Genomic DNA, 26,421 nt, shown 5'->3' on the forward strand with positions numbered 1-26,421 from the left:
CTATTTTTTTGCTGTGTAGATTTTGCCGAAAATCCACCCATAAAAATTTATCTATGAAAAAAGCTATCTTACTTCTTGTTTTGAGCTTCATTGCTCAGAATATTTTTGCACAAACGCTCAATTTAAGCGTCAGATTACTTGATAACTCGAAAAAACCTGTTGTTGGAGCGAGTGTGAGACTTATTAGCAAAGCAGACTCAACCAAAACTCAGTACGGCATTTGCGATACTGCTGGGGTGGCGAAGTTTATTACGAAAGCTGGTCAATATACGCTAAAAGCAACCTCGATTGGGTATAAAAACCTTGGTAAACCGCTTACTATCACCACAAAATCAAACTCATTTGAGTTTATTATGCAAGACGATGCCAATGCACTCGGCACTGTTACGGTGGTCGCACAAAAACCTCTCGTAAGCCAAGAAGACGACAAAACGATAATCGACCCCGAACCAATAGCCAGCAGCAGTACAAGTGCCTACGAAATTATGGAAAAAACACCTGGGCTTTTTCTTGACCCCGATGGTAATATTTACATCAGTAGCACTTCCCCTGCCACTATCTATATCAATGGTCGTGAACAAAAAATGAGTGCCGCAGATATTGCTACTATTCTAAAAATATTACCTCCTAATAGCATACAGAAAATTGAGATATTACGCTCACCATCAGCCAAATACGATGCCAGTAGTTCGGGAGGAATAGTGAATGTTATTTTGAAAAAAGGCGTAAAAATTGGCCGCACAGGTAGCGTGGTTACAGGAATGAATCAAGGGCGATTTGGAAATCAGTTTCTGAGTTTGAATCTGATGAATACTGATGGGCCAAAGAATTCATATTTTAACGTAAATTATACCCATCGAAATTCTTATGACCAAATAGAAACGAATCGTAATCTAAGCGAAAACACCTATTTAGCTCAAAAATCTTATGCTACATCGCCCACTCAAGTATTTTATAGCGGATATGGTTTTAGCTATGACCTAAACCCAAAATGGACATTCAGCGTTGATGGTAGAGGTTCGTATAACGATAGTCGCTCAGAATCGAGCAACGAGAATACTGTAAAAACAATCGGCTCTCAGGTCATTCGTTCACAAACTCAAAACGATGTTCAGAATCGAAGCAATAACTTGATTGTGAGTCAGGGTGTATCAACAAAATATAAACTTGATACCATCGGCTCGGAGCTGACAAGCGATTTCTCGTATAATTTTTTATCAAACAAGAATAAACAAAACTTTGTCAATCAGTTTATTCCACCTACTCAAGACCCACTTTTTGGCAATGGTAATATCGAAACCCAACGCCAGTCATTCGTCGGGCAAATAGATTTGAAATACAAAACTCGTGGAGATATTACTATCGAAAGTGGCTTGAAAACTTCGATTTTATCTTTTAAAAATGCTACCGAATATACTATCCGATTGAGCGGACAAACCACACTTGATGCTTCACGCACCAATAAATTCGACTATGATGAAGCGATTCATGCAGGTTATGTGCAAGCATCAAAAAAACTCAATTCGATATTACTAAAAATTGGGGCAAGGGTAGAAAACACCAATATGTACGGGCATCAGCGAATTCCGAGCGATACCACATTTAAAATTAACCGAACTGACATTTTTCCGTACGCTTATCTGAGTCGGAAAATCTCTAAAATTGCAGGTTTCGACCTCACCGGTTATCTGATTTATCGCCGCTCAATTACTCGTCCTGTATATGATTACCTCAATCCTTCACCCAAATACATTGACCAGTTTCTATATGAAGCGGGAAATCCAACTTTGAAGCCTCAATTTACCGAAAACTACGAAGCCAATATAAGCGTCGATAGCAGACCAATTTTTGCGTTTGGCAAAAACTATACACATGATATTTTCACAAATGTGATTTACCAAAGCCCTGATAATCAATCTATTGCGGTAAGAACTTATGATAATTTAGGAAAAAACGTTGAAACATACTTTAGGCTTTTGGGAGCGATTCCGCCAGGAAAAAAGTATTTCTTTGTAGTTGGCACACAGTATAATCATAACAAATATGATGGCCAATATCAAACAAAACCATTGGCTTTTAGCCGTGGGAGTTGGTCGTTTTTTACGTTTCATCAGCTAAAACTCAATGATGTATCAAGCATTACGATGAACGGTTTTATTCGACTAAAAGGGCAGTTACAATTCTATGAATTGAGTAATTTTGGAAACTTAAATTTGAGTTACAATCGCTCATTTTTGGCAAAAAAACTATTATTTACGCTATCGGCTAATGATATTTTCTTCACGAATAATAATCGTTTTACGCTCAATCAAGGAACAATTTCGGCCAATGGTTTCAGAAAATCTGATACCCGACGCTTTGGTTTTAATATTCGGTATAATTTTGGCATCAAGAAAAAAGATTCTCAAAATAATATGATGAATTTTGAGACGTTAGAAAATAATTCAAAGTAAAATTTCAATTAAATGAGCTACAATATTCAGGTTTATACAGCCCAAACAATGCTTGCCGAAATGGAGGCCGAATCGGAAGATTTTTTTGATAATGATAAAAACTTGATTCCGTTTACTGAAAAGCAAATTGCAAATCTCAAAGAACGACTACTAAAATTTGGTTTTGAGTTGGCCAAAGAAGATAAAAAGGGAATTAGTTTCAAAAACGATAATTTTGAAGGCATGAGAGCTATCATTACGGCTTCGGGTTTGTATCTAAGGTCGAGTTTCGATGATGCTTTTGAAATTGGAATGTTATCTTCTGAATTAACCGATACTGGCGAATTTGCCAAATACGACCCTCAAGCCGATGGTTGGGAGGTTTTAGGTGAGTAATTTCTTTGTGTGAAACTCTTGTTGAAGTTCTCGAAGACAAGCTACGCACAGGCACGCTCCATCAAAATCCCAAACGGTTATTTCTCTGATATACTGCGTTTCATCAAATGTAAGGCGAGTATTTTGGCAGTCGCATTGGCTCGCATTATTTGCCTTACATGTAAAAATATTGCCACAGCGTGGGCAGCTATCGGGTGCATGTTTGCTCATTTTGGCAATAAATCGGTGAAATAGTACGTAGAAATGTGTTCGTTTCCGTCAGAATCTTTAAAATTATAGGTCTTATCAACAGTCTCGCCAATTTCAAAATTAATTGAGTGCTGAAAATAAGGTGCTTCACAAACAAACGTATGAAATTCTCCTTTTTCACCACAAGGGTCGATATTGGCGGGGAGTTCTTTGATAAAATCACGGTCGAGGACTTTTCCACAAAAAGATTTATCCAACACGTTTCCGTTGACACTCACAACGATAGTTTTGAAGCCTAAATCCCAAAACTCAGCCAGAAGTTCGAGCGATTGGCGTTTCCAGATTGGAAAAACACCTTTCATGCCAAGCATTGTCAAACGTTCTTCTCGATGCTGACGCAAATCTTCTAAGAAAATATCGCCAAAAATCGAGTATTCAATGTTTTTTTGAACGATTGGCCTAAGCACCGATTCCATTTGGGCATGGTATTCTTCCATCGAAACAGTTTCTGAAAGACGAACTTTTACTAATTCAAGACCAATATTTTCAGCTTGCTTATCGAGCAGTTCTTCACGCACACCGTGCATAGATACCCGCCCAAAAGCATCGTTTACGGTTGTGAGCAAATATTGAACATCAAAGTTATTATCTTTCAAAACATGGTAAAGCGACAAAGCAGAATCTTTCCCACCTGACCAATTCATCAATGCTTTTTTCTGTGGCTTTATCTGCATGATTTGTGTATTTTCTCTCGCTCAACAAACTTCTTTTTCAAGTGCTAAAAAATGGGTAAAATTGCCTGTATCATTCATCAGAGGAAAAATTTCGATGTTACAATTATACAATTCGCCGTTTTTCCGATAATTGACAACCTTTGCTTTTAATGATTCAAATTTTTGAAGATTTTCACGAATCTTCTTTCTACTTTTTTCATCCGTTTTTTCTCCTTGTAACATCATCGGTCTATTCCCAATTAATTCTTCTTCCGAATATCCTGTTAATTTCACGAAATTATGACTTATCCAAATGATTTCTCGTTCTACATTAGTGATGATTATCGAGTAATTTTCAACCAAATAATCTCGAAAAGGCAAATCTACCTGCCAAGAAAACTGCTTTTTCAAGGCATCAATTTTTTTCAAATCTTCGGCAATATCTACTTGCTTTTGCAATAATGGGTGAGCAATTCCCCAGCTATGCAAAGGCACATTTGCACCTGTTTTTTTCTGTCGTGATAATCCCGAAACAAAATCCATATATCTATTTTAAAATTAGGTTTGGCCACCAGTGCAGCCAAACCAGTTGAAGTTTAAGCAAATTCAGTCACTCGTTCTCTTACTCGGTGAGCCGCCTCAATCATATTTCTAAGTGCCTGTTGGGTTTCTGGCCATTTACGGGTTTTCAGCCCGCAATCGGGGTTTACCCAAAGATTTTGGGCTGGCAAAACCTCCATCGCTTTTAGCAATAAAACCTCCATTTCTTCCACACTCGGCACCCGTGGACTATGAATATCATATACACCTGGCCCAATTTCGTTAGGATAATTGAATTTAGCAAATGCTTCGAGCAATTCCATCTGTGAGCGAGAGGTTTCAATCGTAATCACATCGGCATCCATTTCAGCAATATTTTCGATAATATCATTAAATTCAGAATAGCACATATGGGTATGAATCTGGGTTTCGTCTTGCACACCCGAGGCCGAAATTCTGAACGCATCAATGGCATTTTTTAGATAAGCCGCTCGTTTGGTTTGGCGCAACGGGAGCCCTTCACGCAAAGCAGCTTCATCAATCTGAATTATTTTGATGCCAGCTTTCTCCAAATCAACCACTTCGTCACGAATGGCCCACGCAATTTGCATCATGGTCGAGCTTCTTGGCTGGTCATCTCGCACAAAAGACCATTGCAAAATCGTAATTGGCCCCGTGAGCATTCCTTTCATGGGCTTTTGGGTCAGCGACTGAGCGTATTTGCTCCATTCTACTGTCATTGCAGTTTTTCGTTCGATATCGCCAAAAATGATGGGTGGTTTCACACATCGAGAGCCATAACTCTGCACCCAACCATTTTCAGAAAACACAAAACCACTGAGGAGTTCGCCAAAATATTCGACCATATCATTTCGCTCAAATTCGCCATGAACCAGCACATCAAAACCTAATTCTTCTTGCCAAACCACCACTTTTTGCGTGTGCAGTTTAATGAACTCGTTATATTGAACAACCGAAATCTCACCTTTCTTAAATTTTGCTCGAATGGCACGGATTTCGTCAGTTTGTGGAAATGAACCAATGGTTGTAGTCGGGAAAAGCGGTAAATTCAAAATATCTTTTTGTACAATTTGACGCTCCAAAAATGAACTTTTTCTATTCAAATCGCTTGATTTAACTTCAGCTACTCTGGTTTTCACATGAGGTTTATGAATCAGAGTCGAAGTTTGTCGTCGTTGAATTGACGCTTGATTTTTGGTAAGACATTCTATTTTTTGATTCACAACAACTTCATAAATTTCAGTTATTTCGATGAGTTTTTGTTGAGCAAAAGCCAACCAATCTTTTATTTCGGCCGAAATCTTTGTTTCGTTTTCCAAGTTACACGGCGTATGAATAAGCGAACACGATGGAGCAAGCATCACTCTATGTGTACCCAACGTTTTTATTGCTTTTTCAACGATAGGAATAACTTTTTGATAGTCTGTTTTCCAGATATTTCGACCATCAATCAGGCCAAGTGATAATGTAAAATCTTCAGGAATTTTGGGTAAAACTTCTTCTAACTGCTCAGGACATCTGACCAAATCGAGATGTAATGCACAAATCGGAAGATTCACAGCCGCAAGTATATTATCCTGCAAGCCATCGAAATAAGTAGCCAATAAAATTTTGAGTGCAGGAAATTCTTTGCGAATGGTTTGATAAACGACTCTCAAAGCATCTTTTGTTTGGTAATTAATATCCAAAGCCAAGAATGGCTCGTCGAACTGAATCCATTCTGCACCTTCGTTGACGAGGCGGGCGATTAAATCACAATAAACTGGAAGAAGTCGGTCGAGCAAAGAGAGTTTATCGAATCCTTCCTCTTTTTCTTTACCAAGCAAAAGATAACTTACTGGCCCAATAATGACTGATTTTGTAATAATTCCCTCGTTTTTTGCTTCTCGAAACTCGCTAATAATTTTATCGGCGTTGAGTTTGAAGGTTTGAAAACGAGTAAATTCAGGGACAATGTAATGATAGTTGGTATCGAACCACTTAGTCATTTCCATTGCTTTGAGGTCGAAACCATTTTGCTGGTAGCCTCTGGCCATTGCAAAGTACTGGTCAGCTTCGGGCAAGTGTTTCAGTACCTCAAAACGTTGAGGAATTACGCCAAACATCAAACTGTGGTCTAAGACGTGGTCATAGAATGAGAAATCATTGCTTGGGATTAGGTCAATGCCCAATTCTCTCTGCAATTTCCAGTTTTCAATTCTGATTTTTTTCCCAACTTCAATTAATTCTGAAAGGGAAGTTTTACCTGACCAGTAGGATTCACAGGCTTTTTTGAGTTGTCGATGGCTTCCGATGCGTGGGAAACCGAGGTTGTTTTTTAGCATACTGTTAAAGAGTTTGAGTGAAACAAATGAGTTTTTTGAAAAACCAATTGTTCATTTCCTAACGGTATGCTTTCACACTAAGATAGCAAGGAATAGCACTTATAACTCATAAGAGTACAAGTGTAATATGCCTGACCAATGCCTTATTCGTGAAAGCATTTTGTCTATACGTAGTTGGCAAGTATCCCGACTTAGAGGTAAAACCTCAATACGGTTGCACGTCAGCTCGTGATTCTCACACGATTCCTTTTTAATACTACTTACCCTATCAGTAAGTAGTAACCAAAAACGCTTTTATTGAAAGAACGCCCAAAGATAATAAGCACTTTCAACTTTTAGACATATAATCTACAAATTTTAAACAAAATAGATTATTTATCCAAAATAATGGCAAATAAAATAACTTTTATCTATGCAAAGGTAATTAAAAACCAACCGTAAGAAAAACAGAAGATTGTGGTCGTGTCTTGAGTTCTCCCCCACCTAAGTTTTGGGCGAGTGGTTCTTGAAAAGTAAATCCAGCCGAAAACGCTTTGTAATAGGCTTGAACTCCAAGGCTACCAAGCAATGTATAGCCTCCTGTTTGAGAATTCAGTACACCTTCTTTGTGGTCTTTAAAACCATAATCAATCGCAGAGCCGATGTTTGGCATAATAGATAAATGCCCGAAGTTTTTTGTATAAAAAGCTGTCAATGAAGCACTTAGTCGATTGCCAAATTTATAATGCTCATTACTTTTGGTCGAAATTCGCCCTCCTACTTCGGTATTCAGTCCAATTTTTTTGTAACGCACTGTGTGAATAGCACTCACCAAAAAATCGGTACTACCTGTACCCAACTGAAAATTTGGATTGACTTCGGCATCAGAATAACCATATTCAAACTTGCCCGTTGGGAGTTTTATGCCTCCACCAATCATCAAATTATGATAAATGCCGCTGGTATTGGTTGAGTCAAGAAATGTATTCAGAATATTATAATGAGCCAAAAGTAAAACATCTCCAATGCCTTTTTTCTGTGTTTTCGTTCCTGAATAAAGCAAGGTTTGTTGGTTATCGTTGTAAGGCATAAATGCCAATACTTGCAAGTTTTTGATTGGATAAAAACGTCCCCAAACTTCAAGTGTTTGATAATCTTCTTTAGTTTTGAGCATTTGGCTATTGAGGTGCGAATCGAAGCTACGTAAGCGATAACGCAAACCCACAAACTGGCTGCCCGAACGGGGTAAAAGTCCAACAAATGAGCTTCCGTTTGCACAGCCACACAAATCACAGGCAGAAGCCGACAAACTACTGATTATAAGAGCAAATAGTGCTATTTTTTTCATTGTTTTTTATTGTAGCACAAGTTTCAAACTTGTGTATTTGTATATTTTTTCTCAATCACAAGTTGGAAACTTGTGCTACTTTTTTGCGAAATGGAACCGCCCGATGTTCGGTTCGCACCACAGTTATTTACAAATAGTTGTGTCCATCAAACAGCAGTCTCGTAGGCGTTCTCGCTTGTAAATATCTGCTTTAAGTTCATCGGCATCAAAGCCGATTGAGGCGATGTATTTCTTCAAATTAGTAAAGTTTGTTTTACTCGCATCGTACTTGATAGTAATCTGCTTTTTCTCTACATCAACTATTACGTCTTTCACTCCTTTTTCGAAGACAATATTTCTACCTAAGTTATATTTGCATTTTTCGCATACTCGGTTGGTATGCACAATAGCAGACACAGGTTTATCAGAAGCATTTGCACAAATACTTGATAATGAAAATGTTAGAGTAGCAATAAAGTCTTTGCGATTCATACAATCTTCTATTTTTTGATATACTTGTCAGGATTTTTCGTAAAACTCTCTTTGCAAGGTTCACTACAAAAGCTATATTCTACTTCTTTGTGCTTAGTAGTTATCTTGCCACCTTTTTTTACTTTCATGTGGCAAACTGGGTCTTCGAGTTTGGTTTCTTTTTCGACAACTTTCTTATCCTTTTGCTTTGGATTTGCTTCTTGGGCAATGAGATTCAAAGAAATAAAAAGCGTGAAAAAAGTCATTATTACTACATTTTTCATAAATCTTAATTGTTTAAAGTTTTTTTGATTTTGCGAACTTACGTCGCCACCAAAGCATAAAGCCAGTAATGGCCAGCAACCCAGGCGTTAGACCGAGAATTACATAAAGAATTTTCACTGGAATCCCTCCATAGTTCCCAACATGAAGTGGAAAAAACAAGGCTTCTACTTTGTCCCAAAAGGCTAAATCATCGAAGCGACCTGTACTCAAAAACTCACCAGTATTGGCATCAAATCTTACTACATTTCCACCCGCAAACATCGGATTTTGGTCTTTTAGATTGCCCCTCACACTAAATTTTTTATCGGGCTGAGTTGGTAAATAGACATAAGACGGTACTAAATCAGGCATTTTTTGGAGGCTTTCGGCATACATTTTATCGAGCGACGCCTTCACCAAACTATTATTCGGTGTCGGAATTGTTTCTTTTTTCCAAGTTTCAGACTCAAAAGCAAATAAATTCATCCAAAAACCCGTAAAAAATACGATTGCATTGAGCAAAAGCGACCACACACCCACTACTCGGTGCAAATCTGAGCTTAACATTCGCCAGTTTTTGGTTTTTATTTTTACTTTGAAAGTCAGCACTTTCCAAATAAACTTTCGGTAAACAATAAAACCCGTAATGATTGAAACGAGCATCGTTAGTCCAAAAATGGCCGTGAGAGCAGCCCCTGGCATTCCGAGATGAAAAGAAAAATGAAATTGAAAAATCCATTCAATCCAGCCTACTTCCAAATCATCACTTCGCCCCGAACGTAAGATTTCACCCGTGTATTGATTGATGTTTATCGCTCCCAAATCATAAGATTCTAAACGAGCATCATTCAAATACAATCGAAAATGATACGATTGGTCTTTTTTGGCCGTTGGGTTTATCCACGCTATCCCATCTAAGTTTGGGTATTTGTTCGTAATGATTTTATACAAACTATCAATAGGCAAAGCCTTAGCTTCGGGCTTAACTGTCAATGATTTACGATAAATGAATTCATCAAGTTCATCCTGAAAAACCAATATCGAACCACTCAGACCCAACAAGAGTAGAAATATTCCTGTGACAAGCCCAAACCAACTATGAATGCTAAAAAGTAGGCGTTTGAATTTATTGTTCATATTCTTAGTGCGTACATTTTCCCATTACCTCATGGAAACGGTCGTGCAAAGCAAAAATACCTTTTTTAAGCTCTGCTTCTGATTTTTTCTTGGCAACTAATTTCGCCAAAGCAATTGATTCTTTTTCGAGTAAAACAATCGAATTTGCCACACCATCTTTCTGATAATCAGCGGGAATGGTCGATAATTTCAACGTTTTTGCCTTCGTTGCCAGCTCTTCTGCATTCTGATAAAGCGGTTTTAAATCGCCATTTTCGGCAGGGTGAAACGTAGCCGACATCACCTTGTGGTATTCGTCCAAAGCAAGCCATTGCTCAAAAATTGATTTTTTCTTGAGTGCTACTCCCTCTTGTTTCACAATTAGACCTGCTTCGGGTTGCCATTTATCGTATTCGATTGCCTTCGTCACTTTGATAGCTTCTTCCATTCCACGTAGTTTTGAAACCACATATAAAGCCCCATCAAGTCCAGCCGACACTCCCGCTGTTGTCAGCAATTTTCCATCTTCCACAAAACGCTTATCGCTCACAACTTTTGCTTTTGGCGTAATTGATTGAAGATTTTTTGTTGCTGCCCAATGTGTCGTTACGGTGTGTTCGTCCAGAATTCCAGCCTTCGATAAAAATGCTGCTCCTGTACAAACCGACATCGTAATCATTGTACTTTTATGCGATTCTTTTATCCAATCTATCACTTTTGCATTATTGTAAACAGGCATTAAACCTTCCATATTTGCCCCTGGAAAAACTATAATATCAGCTTTTGGTGCATCATCAATGCCATAATTGGGTATAAACTGAATATTTTTGTTCATTGCCAAAATGGTTTCTTTGACGGGTGCAACCGTAAAAACCTCAAAGTCTTTTGTATTACTAAATACTTCTAAAGGCCCTGCAAAATCAAGTAATTCTACTCCTTGATAGATAAAAACTGCTACTTTCAAGGGTTTCTCTTGGGCTTTTGTTAGCAATGCTAAACCCAAAAAGGTGGTTAAAATAAGTATTTTTTTCATTTGATTTTTCAATTGAATATCTGAAAGTTTCGGTTTGTCAAGTGATGAGATATGTCCCTTTCTTTGTTTTCACAAGTTAGAAACTTGTGACCGTTTTACGGTGCGGCAAATCTTTTGTTTTTCAAAAACTCATTATCGGTCAAAGTTTTCAAGAAAGCTATCAGCTTTTTTTGTTCGTCGGCGGTGGTTTGTATGCCTAATTTTTGCCCATTTTTGAGCGATGGGTCAAGCGTTGGTACATCCAAAACAGACTCGTTATAGTGTCTTAGCACCGCTTCGAGTGTATAAAAACGGCCATCGTGCATGTACGGGCCAGTGATTTCCACATTTCTGAGGCTCGGAACTTTGAATTTGTATTTATCTGAGTCTTTTTGGGTAATTCTGTGTCTTCCCGTATCCTCGACATTATAAACCGCCAGTCCATTATTTCGATAACTTTGGTCGGTGAATAGTTCACCCGAATGGCACGAAGCACATTTTTGTTTAAAAATCTCCATTCCTGCCAGTTCTTCTTCGGTCAAAGTTCCTCCTACTTCTTTTCTGACATATTTATCGTAGCGAGAGTTGGCCGAAACCAAGGAATTCATAAACTGCGAAAGTGCTTTCAAAAAACGTTCAGTTGTGATTTCTTTACTACCATAAGCTTTCTGAAAAAGCGTGGCATATTTTTCTTTTTTACGTAGTTTTTCGAGTACATTCCCCAATTTTTCGTCCATTTCTACTGGATTTTCTATCGGTGCAATCGAAAATAAATCTAAATCAAACACACCCCCATCCCAGAAAAACTCTTTCTGAAAAGCCATATTCTGAATCGGCGGAGCATTTCTAATTCCTCTGAGGTTATCAATTCCGTGACTCACGTCATGTCCGTGATGCGTAAAACCCGATGCTTGGCTATGACATTCTGCACAAGAAATGGTTCCATCTCTCGATAAATCGCCTTCATAAAATAATTCTCGGCCCAATTCAAAACCACTTTGTGTAATAGGATTTTTAGCAAAATCATAGACAGGCTTTGGAAAATTGGCAGGAATGGCAAACAATTCTTCGGGTTTAATTTCTTGGGTGATGCTCGAACAAGCAGCACCCAATAAAACTAAAATACTGATAATAAATAATTTATACCTATTTCTCATCAGTCTTTATCGTTATGAACATGGTCAACGATGAAACTTTGGGCATAATTTTCGGCAATAACTGTACCCGCCGCAGGAGCGTGAATCATGTATGACGTTGCTATACTGATTTTATTTTTTGCACTAAATACCTTTGTAATATCATTAATGATATGAATGGCAGGTGCAATATCTTTTCTTACGGTAGCAGCTTCGCCAAAAGTAAAATTAAGCGTTTTAAGGTTATTGGGCGTAACGGCAGTGCGGCCACCAAATCCACCGATATGAAATTGGTATTCGGTCATTCCCATCATATTTGCTGGAATTGCGGGCGAAGTACCTTCCATTTTGAAGAATATATAACCTGAGTTCCAAGACCAATACATATTATCTGAGCCATAAGAAGCTGGGTCGAGTACGCCAGTGCGTTGGCTCACATCAGAGATAGATTTTAAGCTATCAACACCGATTGTGTAAGTGAGACCAGTGTAGTTGGCAGCAGGCACATCTTTCAAAGTAATGTTCAAAGAATTAGCATCTGATTGACGAACCAAAAAATATTGGTCAGGAAATTTCACAACTTCTCCATTTTCTTTTTTCAGAGCGATATTCGATACAAAATAGTTAAGTTTTGTAACTGTAAATTCCTCACCAGCAGCATTTTTCGCTTTGGTTGCTCCCAATACAAGCTTTTGGTCGCCGATACGATTATCAAATTCTAAAATCACCGAATTTTTATCATTTGGCCCGATTTCTTCTTCTTTTTGGCAAGAAATGATTGATACAGTTGCGAAGATTGCTAAGAATAATTTTGATATATTTTTCATGATGTTTTACTAAATTTTATGTACGAGTTTATTTGTGTCGTGCAGTACACAACAACAAAGTTTTGATGGCACGTTTTTCAAGCATAGCTATTCCAGCTCAACTTGACGTGTCAAGGATAAATGAATAAAAAATTTGAATAAAGAATATACACAAGACCACAAAGTCAACTAATAACTTTGGTAGTTTTATGAAAGAAAATAAGAGAGAAATCAGCCCAAACAGGGTGGACGAAAAAGAGAAGTAGTGAGCGTAGAATAGTGGCTCGTCTTGTAAGAAAAATTGTTTTGAACGGTGAGAATCACACTTTCAAAAGTCGGCGAAAACACAAAGTTTTCGTGGTGGAAGGTTTCTTCTAAAAGCTTCTTGAAACTTTGCTCTTGGCGGTCGGCTTCTTTGCTGGCTTTGTCTTCGGCTACTTTATTGAGTTGTTTGGCCAAATAACATTTACCATTACATTGTAGCTCTGGCTTAAAGCGGTTTTCGCAGAGATTTTTGATGATGTAATCCTTGTTCAATTCAAAATCAAGATAAACCACAGGCACTACCAGTATGCGTACACTGGTAAGCAATAGCAGAAAAACTGCTAAGCCTCGTTTACTGTTTGATATTAAATTCATGTCGCAAAGCTAAATCACGATTTTGGCTGAACCAATGATTATCGTCATTTTTTTAACGTACAAAGCAACACTTTATTTCCAAACACCGTGCCTATCAATAATTTATCGCCAAAAACTGCCCCCACACTTGACCCCGAAACGGGCGTGCCATCATTGAGATAGATGCTTTCGAGAGTATAATATTCTTTTGATTGATAATTGATTTTGATGATTTCGGAAGGAGAAGGTTTGCTTCGGTCTTTTGAATGAGCCAAATAAGAAAGCAATTTTGGATGGCAGCCTACCCAAAGATTACCGTATTCATCAATCTCAATATTATCCGCTCCGTTGATTGTAATTTCGTCTGATTCTGTGAGTTTTCCCGTAGTCAAATCACGGTCGAAAACCCTAATTTTTCGCCCAGAAGTGGCAGCAACAAAAAGTTTTTTACCATCAAGACTAATATTGATTCCATTGGCATACAAAAAACCATCGGCTACTACTTTGGCTCTTTGCCCATCGTAATAACATACATTTCCCATGGCAATTTGCAGTAAATCTTTTTTGCTTCGCCAATCTGATTTTTCTTCGTCGTGGTCGTTGGTCAAATAAAAAGAATGCTCGCCCACCGCCACAATATCATTCGGACTCACAAACAGCGAACTCGTGATACTTTCGAGATGCACAAGCGAAGAATCAGTAAAATCAAAAACCTCGACGTAATCGCCTTTTTTTCGGTGATTGATTACGAAAAGTCTCTTTGCACCCTCAAGTGTGCGATACAAACTGATACCGTGTGGATGAAAATCGAAAGTGACTTTTTCGGTAAGTTTGATTGGCTTAGGTGTATTTTCTTTGGTGTTTAGCAGAAAAATCGCCCCATTTTTCGAGTCATCACTAAAATCATTTGAAGAAATGAGAGCAAGTCCAGTAGCTTTATCGAATGTTATATCTTCTGCCCCACCAAAACCATCAATCTCGGTTACAGTACCATTGAAATGAGGTTTGACGGTCGTAAAAACACCAGCGTTGTAGAGTGTTTTTCCTATAAAAACAATGATAATAGCAACTATTCCGAGAGAGATTTTAAGCCAAAGTTTCATAATTAAGTGTTTTTAATAATCTTATGGTGTCTGATATTGGGTATATAAGACACCACATTTTTCATAAAGTTGCTTTTACTAAGGGCGGTTCGGACTAAATATCACAGATATTTACACCTTGCTTCAAAGAAGCCAGTTTGTCGGCACGAATCGGAATGAATTCTTGGGCAACAAAACCTTTGAAACCCGTTTCGGCAATGGCACTCATGATAGCAGGATAATAAATTTCTTGAGTTTCGTCAATCTCGTGGCGACCAGGTACCCCGCCAGTGTGGTAGTGAGCAATATATTTATGATTATCACGGATTCGACGAATGATATCGCCTTCCATGATTTGCATGTGGTAAATATCGTAGAGCAACTTAAAATTATCCGAATCAATGCTTTTGCAGAGTTCAACGCCCCAATCGGTGTGGTCGCACATATAATCTGCGTGGTCAACCCTACTATTGAGCAATTCCATCACGATTGTCACCTTTTTCTTTTCGGCATATTTCATGATTTTCTTCAAACCTCTGGCACAATTTTTCAGGCCGTCTTCATCGTTCAACTTTTTCTCACGATTTCCCGAAAAACATATCAAATTCTTGAAACCCGCCTTTGATGTTTCATCAATCAGATACTTATACCATTCTTCGAGTCCATCGTGGTTTTCTTTTTTGTTCCAGCCTTTGGTTATACCATAATCTTTGCCGATTCCCGAAACCATCGCACAAGTAAGGTCATGTTTTTTTACAGTTTCAAATTCCTCAACGGTCAATAATTCGATTGATTGCAAACCTATATTTTTTGCAGCTCGGCAGAGAGCATCAAGGTCAATTGAGTCGTAGCACCAACGGCAAACTGAGTGATTAATGCGTCCTTTGAGTGCTGCTCCCATAATATTATCGGCAGCTTCGAGGCGAGAAGCAACTGCTCCAGTAAGGGCTACGGCGGCAGCTCCTTCTACGATTTTTTTCATAGCTTTTCGGCGAGAAGTATTGTTTTCCATCAAAATATTTGTTCTTCCCGTGTGGGTCTTTTTGTGAAATTTAATTGAATTTAATAGAGGGGCAATTTAAGCCAAAAAAATTGATTATAAATAATTTGCACTGAAAATAGCACTAAAATATAATAAAAAAATCAGTTGAACGTATAATGTCTGTGAAAGTTTACAAGGTGTAAATTCTGAACACATTACCCAAAACAATTTAGCACAAACAACAATGAAAAACACCCCAAAAATTTTGGTTTTGTTAGTACTGACACTCTTCGTGAGTTCATGTTTCAAAAAACTGAAAGAAGACTTGACTCCATCTGGTTCGGCTACACTAATTGCCAATGGAACAAGCGTAAATTTAGGAACCCCAACGGCCGTTACACTGCTCGGAGTCGTGACAATTGAAGCCAACAAAGATAAAAGCGGCTATACGATTCTACTCAATAAGGCTGATATTAAGGCAGGAAAAACCTATGACCTGAAAAGCTCAACGGGCGTGTTTACGTTCTTGCACGATGGCACTTATTACTCGCCAAGCACAGGTACTTTAGAAATCACGAAATTCACTGATAATAAAGTTGTTGAAGGCAAATTTAGTTTTGAAGGAAACGCCGTAGGAAGTACCAGCAAAAAAATGACTGCCAGCGGCACTTTTAGTGTGAATATTATTTTGTAAAATAGCATTTTTGATTCATAAAAGACACTGCTCAGCCATTGCAGTGTCTTTTGTTTTGAGCAAGTTTGTATATCAAAAAGCAGCATTCGTCAAATAAATTTGTTGGGGTGTTGAACGGTGGTATAATTTTAGGTGTTATCTTTCTAACAATTTTAAAGAAGAGTCTCATGAACAAAGAATTTTTCCAACATATCTTCGACAAACATCAGCAGGCCGAACCAGTGCCACCAACCAAAGAAATTGCGGCTTGGGCATTACGCATTATTCGGTTGTTGTTTCCTGAGCAAACCAAAGAATATTTCCGCTCGGAAGAAGAAATTGAGATTCAATTTAAAAACCTCGAATTAGAGCTACGAAATATTCTAATTTCGACGTATCAATGTAAAAGTTGCAATCCAGAAAGCGAAGCAAACGCATTTTTTGAAAGTATCCCCGAAATATATCGAACACTAAAGACTGATATTCAGGCGATTATCGAAGGAGACCCCGCAGCCAAGAGTGAATTTGAAGTGGTGCGTGCTTACCCAGGTTTTTATGCCATTACGTTTTATAGAATTGCCCACGAATTGCACAAATTGGAGATTCCGCTTCTACCGAGAATCTTGACTGAATATGCCCACTCAAAAACAGGAATTGATATTCATCCAGGGGCAACAATCGACGAATATTTTTTCATCGACCACGGTACTGGAATTGTTATCGGTGAAAGCTGTATCATTGGCAAGCACGTAAAACTTTATCAAGGCGTTACGCTCGGAGCATTGAGTGTTGAGAAAACTTTGGCCAATACCAAACGTCACCCAACGGTAGAAAACAATGTAGTAATTTATTCGGGAGCGACAATTTTAGGAGGAAACACAGTCATTGGCGAACACTCAATTATCGGTGGAAACGTTTGGCTAACGAAGTCAGTACCTTCATACTCAACGGTTTATCACAAACCTGAAATTAAGGTTGTAGAACGTGTAATGGAATAAAAAAATAATTTTGAATGCTTCAATGATAGAATGAGTGAATGAATATCCTCTTTTCTATTCTATCATTGAAGCATTCACTCATTCACTCATTAATATTATGACCATCATCGACCTTGTAGGAAATACACCACTTGTAGAATTAACAAAACTCAATCCAAATCCCAACGTAAAGATATACGGCAAACTCGAAGGGAATAATCCTGCGGGAAGCGTGAAAGACCGCCCTGCATTGAATATGATTAGAAGTGCCGTTGAACGTGGAGATATAAAGAAAGGCATGAAACTAATTGAAGCAACAAGTGGAAATACTGGAATTGCTTTGGCAATGATTGCCCGACTGTTTGATTTAGAGATTGAACTCATAATGCCCGCAAACTCTACCCGTGAGCGAACGCTTACGATGGAGGCATTCGGAGCAAAAGTTGTACTACTCGAAAATATCGAAAAATGCCGAGATTACGCCGAAGCACAAGCCAAAACTGGCCAATATTATATGCTCGACCAATTTGCTAATCCCGATAATTATTACGCACATTATAAAACCACTGGCCCCGAAATTTGGCGAGATACTGACCAAAAAGTAACGCACTTTGTGAGTTCGATGGGAACAACTGGTACGATAATGGGAACTTCGATGTTTTTGAAAGAAGTAAATCCAGCCATTCAGATTGTGGGTTGTCAGCCAACCGAAGGTTCGTCGATTCCGGGAATTAGACGCTGGCCAACTGAATATCTACCAAAGATTTTCGACCCAAGTCGAGTAGATAGAGTAATGGATATTGCCGAAGCAGAAGCAACCGAAATGGCACAAAAACTGGCTAAAACTGAAGGGATTTTTGCGGGAATGAGTTCGGGTGGAGCAGCAGCAGCAGCCATCAGATTAGCCCAAGAATTAGAATCAGGTGTAATTGTCTTCATCTGCTGCGACCGTGGCGATAGATATTTATCGAGTAATTTGTTTGGGTGATATTTGTTAGATATGAATTATGAGATATGAGTTATAAAAAACTTCATATCTCATAATTCATCAATCATATCTATTTACTGACATTTCACTTTCACCAAAGTCTCCGAAACCGTAGCTTTTGCGGGGTCTTTCATTTTTAGTTTACCACTTTTATCTTCCATCAATTCACCGCTCATTACGAGTAGCTTATCGCCTTCCATTCTCAAAATTCTTTCTTCAACTTGGTTACTGCCTTCTATCACATAATCATAATCAACAATTAAGTCATTACCCACTTTTTTGCCTTTTAGGGTGCCAGTTGCACTATCTTTTTCCCACAAAAGCTCACTCATTTCTCCCCTTACCGAGTCGCCTTTCATTATTAATTTTACTGATGTTACGTCTTTCTTAAATCTAAATTCGTAGCAAACAGTTTCTTCTGCAACAGTAGCTGTTGTGGTGGCAACGGTATCGGCACTGACAGTAGTTGAGTCCGAACTGGCAGTTTCGGTTTTCTTCGATTGGCAAGCAGCCAACGCCATAAATAATAGGAAATAAACTTTTTTCATGATTTGTCTTTATTGAAGGGTTGATACTATATTTCTACAAAAATAAAGTTTTTATTGATTGAAAAAGAGTTCAATAAGTTTTTTATAGAATGGCTTTCTGTGTTTTTTTACCTTTTATCAGCTTAATTCACCAATCTTCACTAAATTTCAATTAAATGTATCTTCAAACGTCTTCAAATCAAACAGCGAATGTTTGATATTTAATGAACACTACCGAACAAAATAATCAGATTCAAAAAACCGTCAGCGGCGAACGTCAGCGACTGTTGGGCTTTATCCGACAGCGGGTACCTTCGCTACACGATGCCGAAGATGTGTTGCAGGAAGTTTTTTATGAGTTGGTAGAAATGTACAGATTAACCAAACCTATCGACCAAACGGTGGCTTGGATGTTTACGGTAGCTCGCAATAAAATTAATGATTTTTATCGCAGAAAAAAAGTAGATGCACTCGAAGAGTTGACGAGTAGCCCCAACGATGAAGACGAAAAACTATCATTGTTTGATATGCTTCCAGATGGCTCAAATCAAGACCTGATGATGCAGGAAACTATCTTGGAGGCACTTTCAGAAGCACTCGAAGAACTACCTGCTCATCAAAGATTAGTCTTTGAATTGCACGAGCTGGAGGATAAACCGTTCAAAGAAATTTCGGAAATAACGGGCGTAAAAGTAAGTGTTTTGGTTTCAGAAAAACGACAAGCGATATTGTTTTTGAGAGATAAACTGCGGTATCTGTACGAAGATTTATTTGAGTAAAACTTAGCACAAAATTAAGATAAAAGAAAATGACAACATTATGGATTTTAGGCGGAATCGCTATCGGAGTTATAGCCGTTGCCGCAATGAGTTTGGCAGTTATGTATTTATGGAATTGGTTAGCACCAACTGTTTTCAAATTGCCCACAATTAAGTTTAAGCACGCTTTGGGTTTATTGGTTTTGAGTAAACTACTCTTCGGAGGCTTTGGAGGTTGGCACGGTGGACATCGTGGATTTCATCACGGAATGAAGCATGAACAATGCAAAGAATGGAAGATGAATTCCGACAAAAAAGATTCAATTATTAAGTAAAATTCAACGGTCAATAGTCCACCGTGAATAATCAAATGCTGGACTTGACTTATTATTAATTTCAAAAATATTAAAAGAAAATGAGAAAGTTTTGGTTTTTAAAAGGGTTTGCCATAGTAGCAGGGTTTATTTTTATCGGTGGTTTTGCGGTTATGAGTTTATGGAATTGGCTAATTCCAAGCATTTTCGGACTGGCAACAATCACTTGGATTCAAGCTCTTGGGTTATTGGTCTTATCTAAAATTCTCTTCGGTGGTTTCCGTGGCGGCGGTGGCTGGGGAGGCGGTTGTGGCGGAAATCGCCACCATTTTTGGAAACAAAAAATGGCCGAACGCATGGCTAACATGACTCCCGAAGAAAAAGAACATTTCAGAGCAAAAATGAAAAATCGTTGGGGTAAATGGACTGAGAAAAGTGTGGAGAATAAAGATTGATTTTTCAGTTAATAAGGTTCTAAATGTTTTGTAATTTTGCATCATAATTTAAGTCTTTGGAGACCAAACTTAGATTATGATGCAATTTGTTTTAACAAGATATTTTCGATAAAAAAATGATTAGTGCAGCTACAATTCAAGATATTCCCGAACTAAACATATTAATAAATTCAGCTTACAGAGGTGAATCTTCTAAAAAAGGTTGGACAACCGAAGAACATCTCCTCGGTGGCATCAGAACTGATGAAGAGAATCTTAGCGAACTTCTTCAAAAAGAAAATGTAACAATTCTAAAATACACCGAAAACAATCAAATCATTGGCTCGGTATATCTCGAAAAGCAAGATAAAAAGTTATATCTCGGTATGCTCACTGTTTCACCCGAATTGCAAGGTGGCGGTGTTGGCAAAAAACTAATGCAAGCAGCCGAAGATTTTGCACGTAATACTCAGCTTAACAAAATCTCGATGACGGTGATTTCTGTACGTAAAGAACTGATAGCATATTACGAAAGAAGAGGCTACAAAAACACTGGAGAAACGAAGCCTTTCCCGATGACCGACCCTAAATTTGGACTACCCAAACAGTTTTTAGAGTTCATTGTAATGGAGAAAGAAATAGCTCAATAATATGCCAAACTTCAGTTTTCACGGGTCAACTACAAGATTTTGGCTCGTGAAAACCCTTCCAAAAATACCTTCAAATTCATCTACTTTTAAAGGATTATATACTTTTTCGCTAAAAAACCTCAATTTTTTAGCCCCTAACTATTGTTTTTCAAAGATTATTGTACAAATTGTCAGTTTTTTTCGTATCTTTGCATACTTTTTTTGGAAGACACCTCCCACTAATAATATATTGAGATATGCGTAAACTTCGTATTTTATACGTAGCAAGTGAGATAAATCCCTTCCTGCAAGTTTCAGAAGTAGCTGAATTTCTTCGTAAACTGCCGCAAGCCATGCAAGAAAAAGGCATGGAAATCAGAATTCTAATCCCACGTTTTGGGTCAATCAATGAGCGTAAAAACCGCCTTCATGAAGTAGTTCGTTTATCGGGCATCAATATTACTGTTGGCGATGACGAAAAACCATTGATTATCAAGGTTGCTTCGATACCAACTGCAAAATTGCAAGTTTATTTTTTAGACAACGAAGACTATTTCAACAGAAAATACGTTTTCTTAGATAAAGAAGGAAGTTTCTATGATGATAACGACGAAAGAACGATTTTCTTTTGTAAAGGAGTTTTAGAAACTGTAAAAAAACTCGGTTGGGCCCCTGACATCGTACATTGCACAGATTGGATGACCGCTTTGATTCCGTTGTATTTAAAAACAACTTATAAAAACGACCCTGTTTTTAAGGATACAAAATCGGTCTTTACGGTCTATAACAACACTTTCGAACATAAATTCGACGAAGACATTATCGAAAAAGCCAAATCAATGGATGTTTCAGATGAAAACTTGGCTAATTTACGTTCGGCTGACTTTGAAGGATTTATCAAGATAGGTTGCCAATATGCCGACGCAGTTGTGAGAGCCAACGAGGAATCGAATGAAAAATTAAGTAAACTTTTGAATGAAATTGCAGCAAACACAATCGAAGCAAGCATCGAAGATGACAACGTTACGGAAACGTATTTTAACCTTTACACAGAACTTGTTCCTGAATAATATTTGGAAAGATGTGAGTATTTTACATCCTACATCAATGCGGAATTTAGCGGTAATGCTACTTTCCGCATTATTTTTCTCATGTGAAGACCCAATAGGAATAGTTATTGATACCCCCAGCACTGGCGGGCAAATCAGCACTATTTTTACGGATACCGTAAAAGTAAGTACCTCAAGTGTACTTTTTGACTCGACTTTTACATCTGGTCAAGCAAATGCAGTTGTTGGCCGCTATAAAGACCCAGTTTTTGGAGAAGTTTCGGCAAAAACTTTTGCTCAAATTACTCTTCCATTGCTCAATACCGATGCTTTTACTGCTTTGAAGTTTCCGAAAGCCGACTCTGGCCTCACGGTTTATGACTCAGTATATGTGTATATTGCCCATAATGGTTTTACTTATGGTGATACAACAAAAACTTATAGTTTGGCATTGCACCGTCTGACGGAAGATTTTGTGAGTAGTAAAAGATATACAAATGATGATGTATTGAAGTACAATCCAACTCCAATGGCAAGCGGAACTTTTAAATATGCAGATATGAAACGTGCCAATTCAACTGCTCAGGATAGTCTCTTGAAATTTAAGTTGCCTAACACACTTGGAAAAGAGTTGTACGATTTAGTCAATACAGATACAGGTTCAACGATTGAGAAATTTACAGCAGCAGTAAAAGGTATAGCATTTGTTGCAAATCCTACTACTGAAAATGCTTATGGTTTGGCCATTTCGGGAAGTTATATTCAGTTGTATTATCACACTACAAATTCTACTGACCGAAAAAGTATCCCTCTGACTTTCTATTCGCAACGCTTTAGCCAAATTGTAGGTAATAGAAATGGAACCGTTTTGCAAAATCTCAAAACTTTGCAGCCGATTGCCTCAAGTGCAACCAATAATCGTACTTACTTACAAACTGGGATTGGTATTTCTCCAAAGTTAACTTTCCCTACATTGGAAGCTTTGCAAAAAAATGCTAATATCACAATTAACAAAGCAGAGTTAGTATTTGAGCCAGATTTAGACCAAATCACAGGCAACTATAAAGTACCGTCACAGGTGGCGTTAGTGCAATTAGATGCAACTAATCGTATCAAAAAAACAACAGGTAACTTGATTGATTTTATTGCCTTAGATGCTATTTCGGGAACTCAGTATGTGGCAAGTTATAATTCAACATCAAATAATTATAGCTTCAACTTTACTTCATTCTTGCAAGACTTGGTTTCTAAAAAGAAAACAACCAATGGCATTGCTTTAGTGCCAAGTTTGTTGAATACAACCAATTCTACGATTTCGGTATATAATAGTAATGTATCGAGAATGGTGATAAAAAATGTAAAACTAAACGTTTATTATTCTACGAAAAAATAAACGTCGATAGATATAAACTAAGCCTCGCTCGAAAATTTCAAGCGAGGCTTTTATTTTTTAATGGAACTGTTCGGTTTCGGTAGAATTAGCCATAGCAGTTGTCGAAGCCATTCCTGCCGTAACAACATTTTGAACTGCATCAAAATAACCAGTACCAACAAATGCTTGGTGTTTGATGGCCTTGAAACCTTTGCTTTGTAGAGCGAATTCACGTTGTTGTAACTCCGAAAAACCTGCCATTCCACGCTCAACATAGGCACTTGATAACTCAAACATAGCAGTATTGAGGGCATGAAAACCTGCCAAAGTGATAAACTGGAACTTATATCCCATTTCGGCTAATTGCTCACGGAAAGTAAGCATTTGTTTTTCGTTCATGTATTTTGCCCAATTGAAAGATGGCGAACAATTATAAGCCAACATTTGCTCAGGAAACTTCTCTTTGATTCCTTGAGCAAATTCACGAGCCATACCTAAATCTGGATTTCCTGTTTCCATCCAAATCAAATCGGCGTATGGTGCATAGCTAAGTCCACGGTCGATACCTTGTTCTAAACCATTTTTTACATAGAAGAATCCTTCGCCAGTTCGTTGAGAAGATTTAATAAATTTTTGGTCACGTTCGTCAATATCCGACGTAATAAGATTAGCAGCTTCGGCATCGGTGCGAGCAATTACCAAAGTTGATGTACCCATTACATCGGCAGCCAAACGAGCCGCAACTAATTTATTAATAGCCTCTTGTGTTGGTACTAAAACCTTTCCGCCCAAATGCCCACACTTCTTAGCTGACGAAAGTTGGTCTTCAAAATGCACACCCGAAGCCCCGGCTTCAATCATCATTTTCATCAACTCAAAAGCATTCAGATTTCCACCAAAACCAGCTTCGGCATCAGCCACTATTGGCACTAACCAGTGCGTGTTTCCCTCTCCATTCACTGATTGAATCTGGTCGGCACGAAGCAAAGCATTATTGATTCTACGTACAACATTGGGTACTGAATCGGCAGGATAGAGACTTTGGTCGGGATACATGTTGCCCGCTAAATTAGCATCGGCGGCCACTTGCCAACCAGATAAATAGATGGCTTTCATACCTGCTTGCACTTCTTGAATCGCCTGATTGCCTGTCAAAGCACCTAAACCAGCTACCCATTGGTCTTGATTGAGCAAATTCCACAGACGTTCGGCTCCTAATTTAGCAATGGTATGCTCGATTGGAAACGAACCTGATAATTTTACTACTTCTTCGGCCGTATATGGTCGTTCGATTCCTTTCCAACGAGGATTTGTAGCCCAGTCTGTAATTAAAGCATTGATTCTTTGTTGTTTCGCAGTCATTTTTTTTAAAGTTTATTTGTTGATGAAAATTTGTATTTCGATAGACGATTTCAGAGAGAATTGTAATTATTTTGATTTCTTTCGTTTACTGTAACTCTTTATAAGCACCCAAAGTCAAGAATTCACTAAACTGTCGTTTCATGACAAGGGTATTGAATAATTCGGCGGCTTGCTTGTAGAATCCTTTAGGAATTTGCCCTGATTCGGCCAGTTTTTTAATTTTCTCAACCTCCTCCACCAAAAGTTGGTGATAATAGTTTGGCTCTATTACTTCTCCTTCTTGTGTCTTGACTCTGTGTTTGAGCCATTGCCAAATTTGAGCTCTTGAGATTTCGGCTGTTGCTGCATCTTCCATTAGATTATGAATAGCTGCCGCACCGATACCACGCAACCAAGACTCTATATAAAGAATGCCAACGTTGATATTTGTACGTAAGCCATTTTCGGTAATGCTTGCATTGTCAATGCGTACATCGAGCAAATCGTGAGCGACTACATTCACATCTTCTCGCAATACATCTTTTTGATGCGGTTTTTCGCCTAAATATTTTTCAAATGCCGCCATTGCCACTGGAACTAAGTCAGGATGAGCAACCCAAGTACCGTCAAATCCATTGTTTACTTCGAGTTCTTTATCGGCAGTTACTCGTTCAAACGCCATTGTATTTATTTTTTTATCTCTACGATTCGGGATAAAAGCGGCCATTCCACCGATAGCATGAGCAGCACGGCGATGACAAGTTTTGACCAAAAGTTGTGTGTAAGCACGCATGAAAGGCACTCGCATGGTTACGTCGGCACGGTCAGGCAAAATAAAATCCGAATGGGTTCTGAATTTTTTGATGACGCTGAAAATATAATCCCAACGTCCTGCATTTAAGCCAGCCAAATGTCGGCGAAGCTCATAGATAATTTCATCCATCTCGAAAGCAGCCAAAATTGTTTCAATCAAAACCGTTGCTTTGATTGTACCAACTGGAATTTTGAGCATTTCTTGAGCTGCCACAAAAATATCATCCCACAGACGAGCCTCCAGATGGTTTTCGAGTTTAGGAAGATAGAAATAAGGCCCGCTTCCCCTATTTATCAATTCTTTAGCATTATGAAAGAAATACAGACCGAAATCAAAAATAGATGCTGAGATTGGTTCGCCATTTACTTTTAAATGTTTTTCGGTAAGATGCCAACCACGTGGTCGTACTTTCAAAACTGCAACTTTCTCTTTTAGGGCATAAATTTTACCGTTATCAGCCATAAAATCAATTTCACGACGAATAGCATCTCTTAAATTCAATTGTCCCTCAATGCAATTATCCCAAGTTGGTGAGTTTGCATCTTCGAAATCGGCCATAAAAACTTTCGCTCCCGAATTCAGAGCATTAATAATCATTCGTCGGTCAACTGGCCCAGTTATTTCTACTCTCCTATTCTGCAAATCAGCAGGGATTGGATTCACACACCATTCTGCTTCACGAATGTGTTTGGTAGCATTCAAGAAATTTGGCATTTCGCCCGCATCAATTCGGTGCTGGCGTTCTTGGCGTTCCTTCAGTAAGTCTTCTCGTCGCCAATTGAATCGTTGGTGTAAGCCAACAATAAAATCAATAGCTTCGGGACTCAGAATTTCTTCGTAGGTTGGTTTTAATTCTCCTAATAAAACATAATCTAATTCGGTGTCAGTATTGGCTTGCATCTCAGTAAATGGTTTGTTATTGATGAAGTGTTTGATGAGCCAAAGCTATATAATTTCAACTAAACAAACAAGCGAATATTCGCTAAATATTTATATTTCGCTAATAAATATATTTTTAGTTATATTATTTCTACATAAAACAATATAAATCTATACTTTTTTATCAATTATAGATATTTTAATAAAAAAATAAATTAGCATTAAATAGCAAAAACTAAATTTTTATAAAAAATAGAG

The 26,421-nt window shown here is 38.1% G+C and carries 28 protein-coding genes and 1 riboswitch; of the genes, 11 read left to right on the plus strand and 17 right to left on the minus strand.

The window, feature by feature from the left end; all coding sequences use genetic code 11:
- The first annotated feature begins 53 nt into the window (after positions 1 to 53).
- Together IEX65_RS21495 and IEX65_RS21500 are read left to right on the plus strand one after the other, a co-directional pair.
- Complete coding sequence (locus IEX65_RS21495) at positions 54 to 2,453, plus strand: TonB-dependent receptor (RefSeq protein ID WP_188769171.1); 2,400 nt, start codon at positions 54 to 56, stop codon at positions 2,451 to 2,453.
- 12 nt (positions 2,454 to 2,465) lie between these two features.
- Positions 2,466 to 2,828 carry a hypothetical protein gene (locus IEX65_RS21500; protein WP_188769173.1) on the plus strand — a complete coding sequence of 121 codons (363 nt, stop codon included), beginning with the start codon at positions 2,466 to 2,468 and terminating at the stop codon, positions 2,826 to 2,828.
- Here the strand turns inward: IEX65_RS21500 and IEX65_RS21505 are convergent.
- The 14 genes from IEX65_RS21505 to IEX65_RS21570 form a co-directional block, all read right to left on the minus strand.
- On the minus strand, positions 2,817 to 3,038 hold the full coding sequence (locus IEX65_RS21505) for a cysteine-rich CWC family protein (protein ID WP_188769174.1): 222 nt from the start codon (positions 3,036 to 3,038) through the stop codon (positions 2,817 to 2,819). The two genes, IEX65_RS21500 and IEX65_RS21505, sit on opposite strands and share 12 nt — an antisense overlap.
- A complete protein-coding gene (locus IEX65_RS21510) occupies positions 3,035 to 3,751 on the minus strand; it encodes a Dph6-related ATP pyrophosphatase (protein ID WP_229250816.1) in 717 nt (238 codons plus the stop codon). Before IEX65_RS21510 ends, IEX65_RS21505 begins: the two co-directional genes overlap by 4 nt.
- A gap of 21 nt (positions 3,752 to 3,772) precedes the next feature.
- A complete protein-coding gene (locus IEX65_RS21515; RefSeq protein WP_188769176.1) occupies positions 3,773 to 4,273 on the minus strand; it encodes a PAS domain-containing protein in 501 nt (166 codons plus the stop codon).
- A 53-nt stretch (positions 4,274 to 4,326) separates the two neighbouring features.
- On the minus strand, positions 4,327 to 6,615 hold the full coding sequence (metE, locus tag IEX65_RS21520) for a 5-methyltetrahydropteroyltriglutamate--homocysteine S-methyltransferase (RefSeq protein ID WP_188769177.1): 2,289 nt from the start codon (positions 6,613 to 6,615) through the stop codon (positions 4,327 to 4,329).
- Between the two features lie 159 nt (positions 6,616 to 6,774).
- A riboswitch (cobalamin riboswitch) is annotated at positions 6,775 to 6,917 on the minus strand.
- A gap of 122 nt (positions 6,918 to 7,039) precedes the next feature.
- On the minus strand, positions 7,040 to 7,942 hold the full coding sequence (locus IEX65_RS21525; RefSeq protein WP_188769180.1) for a hypothetical protein: 903 nt from the start codon (positions 7,940 to 7,942) through the stop codon (positions 7,040 to 7,042).
- A 123-nt stretch (positions 7,943 to 8,065) separates the two neighbouring features.
- Positions 8,066 to 8,413 carry a heavy-metal-associated domain-containing protein gene (locus tag IEX65_RS21530; RefSeq protein WP_188769181.1) on the minus strand — a complete coding sequence of 116 codons (348 nt, stop codon included), beginning with the start codon at positions 8,411 to 8,413 and terminating at the stop codon, positions 8,066 to 8,068.
- A gap of 8 nt (positions 8,414 to 8,421) precedes the next feature.
- Positions 8,422 to 8,676 (minus strand): YHS domain-containing protein, encoded by a 255-nt coding sequence (locus IEX65_RS21535; protein ID WP_229250818.1) that lies wholly within the window; start codon positions 8,674 to 8,676, stop codon positions 8,422 to 8,424.
- Between the two features lie 13 nt (positions 8,677 to 8,689).
- Positions 8,690 to 9,793 (minus strand): PepSY-associated TM helix domain-containing protein, encoded by a 1,104-nt coding sequence (locus tag IEX65_RS21540; RefSeq protein WP_188769183.1) that lies wholly within the window; start codon positions 9,791 to 9,793, stop codon positions 8,690 to 8,692.
- A 4-nt stretch (positions 9,794 to 9,797) separates the two neighbouring features.
- Positions 9,798 to 10,805 carry a DJ-1/PfpI family protein gene (locus tag IEX65_RS21545; RefSeq protein ID WP_188769184.1) on the minus strand — a complete coding sequence of 336 codons (1,008 nt, stop codon included), beginning with the start codon at positions 10,803 to 10,805 and terminating at the stop codon, positions 9,798 to 9,800.
- A 95-nt stretch (positions 10,806 to 10,900) separates the two neighbouring features.
- The gene (locus IEX65_RS21550; protein WP_188769187.1) at positions 10,901 to 11,941 is read right to left on the minus strand and encodes a cytochrome-c peroxidase; all 1,041 of its coding nucleotides are present in this window, start codon (positions 11,939 to 11,941) and stop codon (positions 10,901 to 10,903) included.
- On the minus strand, positions 11,941 to 12,747 hold the full coding sequence (locus IEX65_RS21555) for an MbnP family protein (protein WP_188769188.1): 807 nt from the start codon (positions 12,745 to 12,747) through the stop codon (positions 11,941 to 11,943). Before IEX65_RS21555 ends, IEX65_RS21550 begins: the two co-directional genes overlap by 1 nt.
- A gap of 210 nt (positions 12,748 to 12,957) precedes the next feature.
- Positions 12,958 to 13,365, minus strand: a complete 408-nt coding sequence (locus IEX65_RS21560) for a hypothetical protein (RefSeq protein WP_188769190.1) — start codon at positions 13,363 to 13,365, stop codon at positions 12,958 to 12,960.
- A gap of 44 nt (positions 13,366 to 13,409) precedes the next feature.
- A complete protein-coding gene (locus tag IEX65_RS21565; RefSeq protein WP_188769192.1) occupies positions 13,410 to 14,447 on the minus strand; it encodes an SMP-30/gluconolactonase/LRE family protein in 1,038 nt (345 codons plus the stop codon).
- Positions 14,448 to 14,541: 94 nt separating this feature from the next.
- Complete coding sequence (locus tag IEX65_RS21570; RefSeq protein ID WP_188769193.1) at positions 14,542 to 15,438, minus strand: hydroxypyruvate isomerase family protein; 897 nt, start codon at positions 15,436 to 15,438, stop codon at positions 14,542 to 14,544.
- Between the two features lie 214 nt (positions 15,439 to 15,652).
- Between IEX65_RS21570 and IEX65_RS21575 the strand changes: the two genes are divergently transcribed.
- The 3 genes from IEX65_RS21575 (at position 15,653) to cysM (ending at position 18,046) form a co-directional block, all read left to right on the plus strand.
- Positions 15,653 to 16,102 (plus strand): hypothetical protein, encoded by a 450-nt coding sequence (locus tag IEX65_RS21575; RefSeq protein ID WP_188769197.1) that lies wholly within the window; start codon positions 15,653 to 15,655, stop codon positions 16,100 to 16,102.
- Between the two features lie 167 nt (positions 16,103 to 16,269).
- The gene (gene epsC / locus IEX65_RS21580; RefSeq protein ID WP_188769199.1) at positions 16,270 to 17,079 is read left to right on the plus strand and encodes a serine O-acetyltransferase EpsC; all 810 of its coding nucleotides are present in this window, start codon (positions 16,270 to 16,272) and stop codon (positions 17,077 to 17,079) included.
- A gap of 94 nt (positions 17,080 to 17,173) precedes the next feature.
- Complete coding sequence (gene cysM / locus IEX65_RS21585; RefSeq protein ID WP_188769267.1) at positions 17,174 to 18,046, plus strand: cysteine synthase CysM; 873 nt, start codon at positions 17,174 to 17,176, stop codon at positions 18,044 to 18,046.
- A 74-nt stretch (positions 18,047 to 18,120) separates the two neighbouring features.
- Here cysM and IEX65_RS21590 read toward each other — a convergent pair whose 3' ends face one another.
- Positions 18,121 to 18,594 carry a hypothetical protein gene (locus IEX65_RS21590; protein WP_188769201.1) on the minus strand — a complete coding sequence of 158 codons (474 nt, stop codon included), beginning with the start codon at positions 18,592 to 18,594 and terminating at the stop codon, positions 18,121 to 18,123.
- Positions 18,595 to 18,797: 203 nt separating this feature from the next.
- Here IEX65_RS21590 and IEX65_RS21595 point away from each other — a divergent pair, with 203 nt between their 5' ends.
- The 6 genes from IEX65_RS21595 to IEX65_RS21620 all read left to right on the plus strand — a co-directional run bounded on the left by IEX65_RS21595 (position 18,798) and on the right by IEX65_RS21620 (position 23,150).
- Positions 18,798 to 19,352, plus strand: coding sequence for an RNA polymerase sigma factor (locus tag IEX65_RS21595; protein ID WP_188769203.1), 555 nt, complete (start codon positions 18,798 to 18,800; stop codon positions 19,350 to 19,352).
- 29 nt (positions 19,353 to 19,381) lie between these two features.
- Positions 19,382 to 19,666 (plus strand): hypothetical protein, encoded by a 285-nt coding sequence (locus IEX65_RS21600; protein ID WP_188769205.1) that lies wholly within the window; start codon positions 19,382 to 19,384, stop codon positions 19,664 to 19,666.
- Positions 19,667 to 19,746: 80 nt separating this feature from the next.
- Positions 19,747 to 20,100 carry a hypothetical protein gene (locus tag IEX65_RS21605; protein WP_188769208.1) on the plus strand — a complete coding sequence of 118 codons (354 nt, stop codon included), beginning with the start codon at positions 19,747 to 19,749 and terminating at the stop codon, positions 20,098 to 20,100.
- A 116-nt stretch (positions 20,101 to 20,216) separates the two neighbouring features.
- Positions 20,217 to 20,729 (plus strand): GNAT family N-acetyltransferase, encoded by a 513-nt coding sequence (locus IEX65_RS21610; RefSeq protein ID WP_188769215.1) that lies wholly within the window; start codon positions 20,217 to 20,219, stop codon positions 20,727 to 20,729.
- A 236-nt stretch (positions 20,730 to 20,965) separates the two neighbouring features.
- A complete protein-coding gene (locus IEX65_RS21615) occupies positions 20,966 to 21,778 on the plus strand; it encodes a glycogen/starch synthase (RefSeq protein ID WP_188769216.1) in 813 nt (270 codons plus the stop codon).
- 37 nt (positions 21,779 to 21,815) lie between these two features.
- Positions 21,816 to 23,150: a DUF4270 family protein gene (locus IEX65_RS21620; protein WP_188769217.1), complete on the plus strand. Its 1,335-nt coding sequence runs from the start codon at positions 21,816 to 21,818 to the stop codon at positions 23,148 to 23,150.
- A 57-nt stretch (positions 23,151 to 23,207) separates the two neighbouring features.
- Here the strand turns inward: IEX65_RS21620 and aceA are convergent, their stop codons facing one another.
- Positions 23,208 to 24,491 carry an isocitrate lyase gene (aceA, locus tag IEX65_RS21625; RefSeq protein WP_188769218.1) on the minus strand — a complete coding sequence of 428 codons (1,284 nt, stop codon included), beginning with the start codon at positions 24,489 to 24,491 and terminating at the stop codon, positions 23,208 to 23,210.
- Between the two features lie 85 nt (positions 24,492 to 24,576).
- Positions 24,577 to 26,184: a malate synthase A gene (aceB, locus tag IEX65_RS21630; RefSeq protein ID WP_188769219.1), complete on the minus strand. Its 1,608-nt coding sequence runs from the start codon at positions 26,182 to 26,184 to the stop codon at positions 24,577 to 24,579.
- Positions 26,185 to 26,421: the final 237 nt, after the last annotated feature.

It is taken from the genome of Emticicia aquatilis (genome assembly GCF_014644295.1).
Classification (GTDB): Bacteria; Bacteroidota; Bacteroidia; order Cytophagales; family Spirosomataceae; genus Emticicia; species Emticicia aquatilis.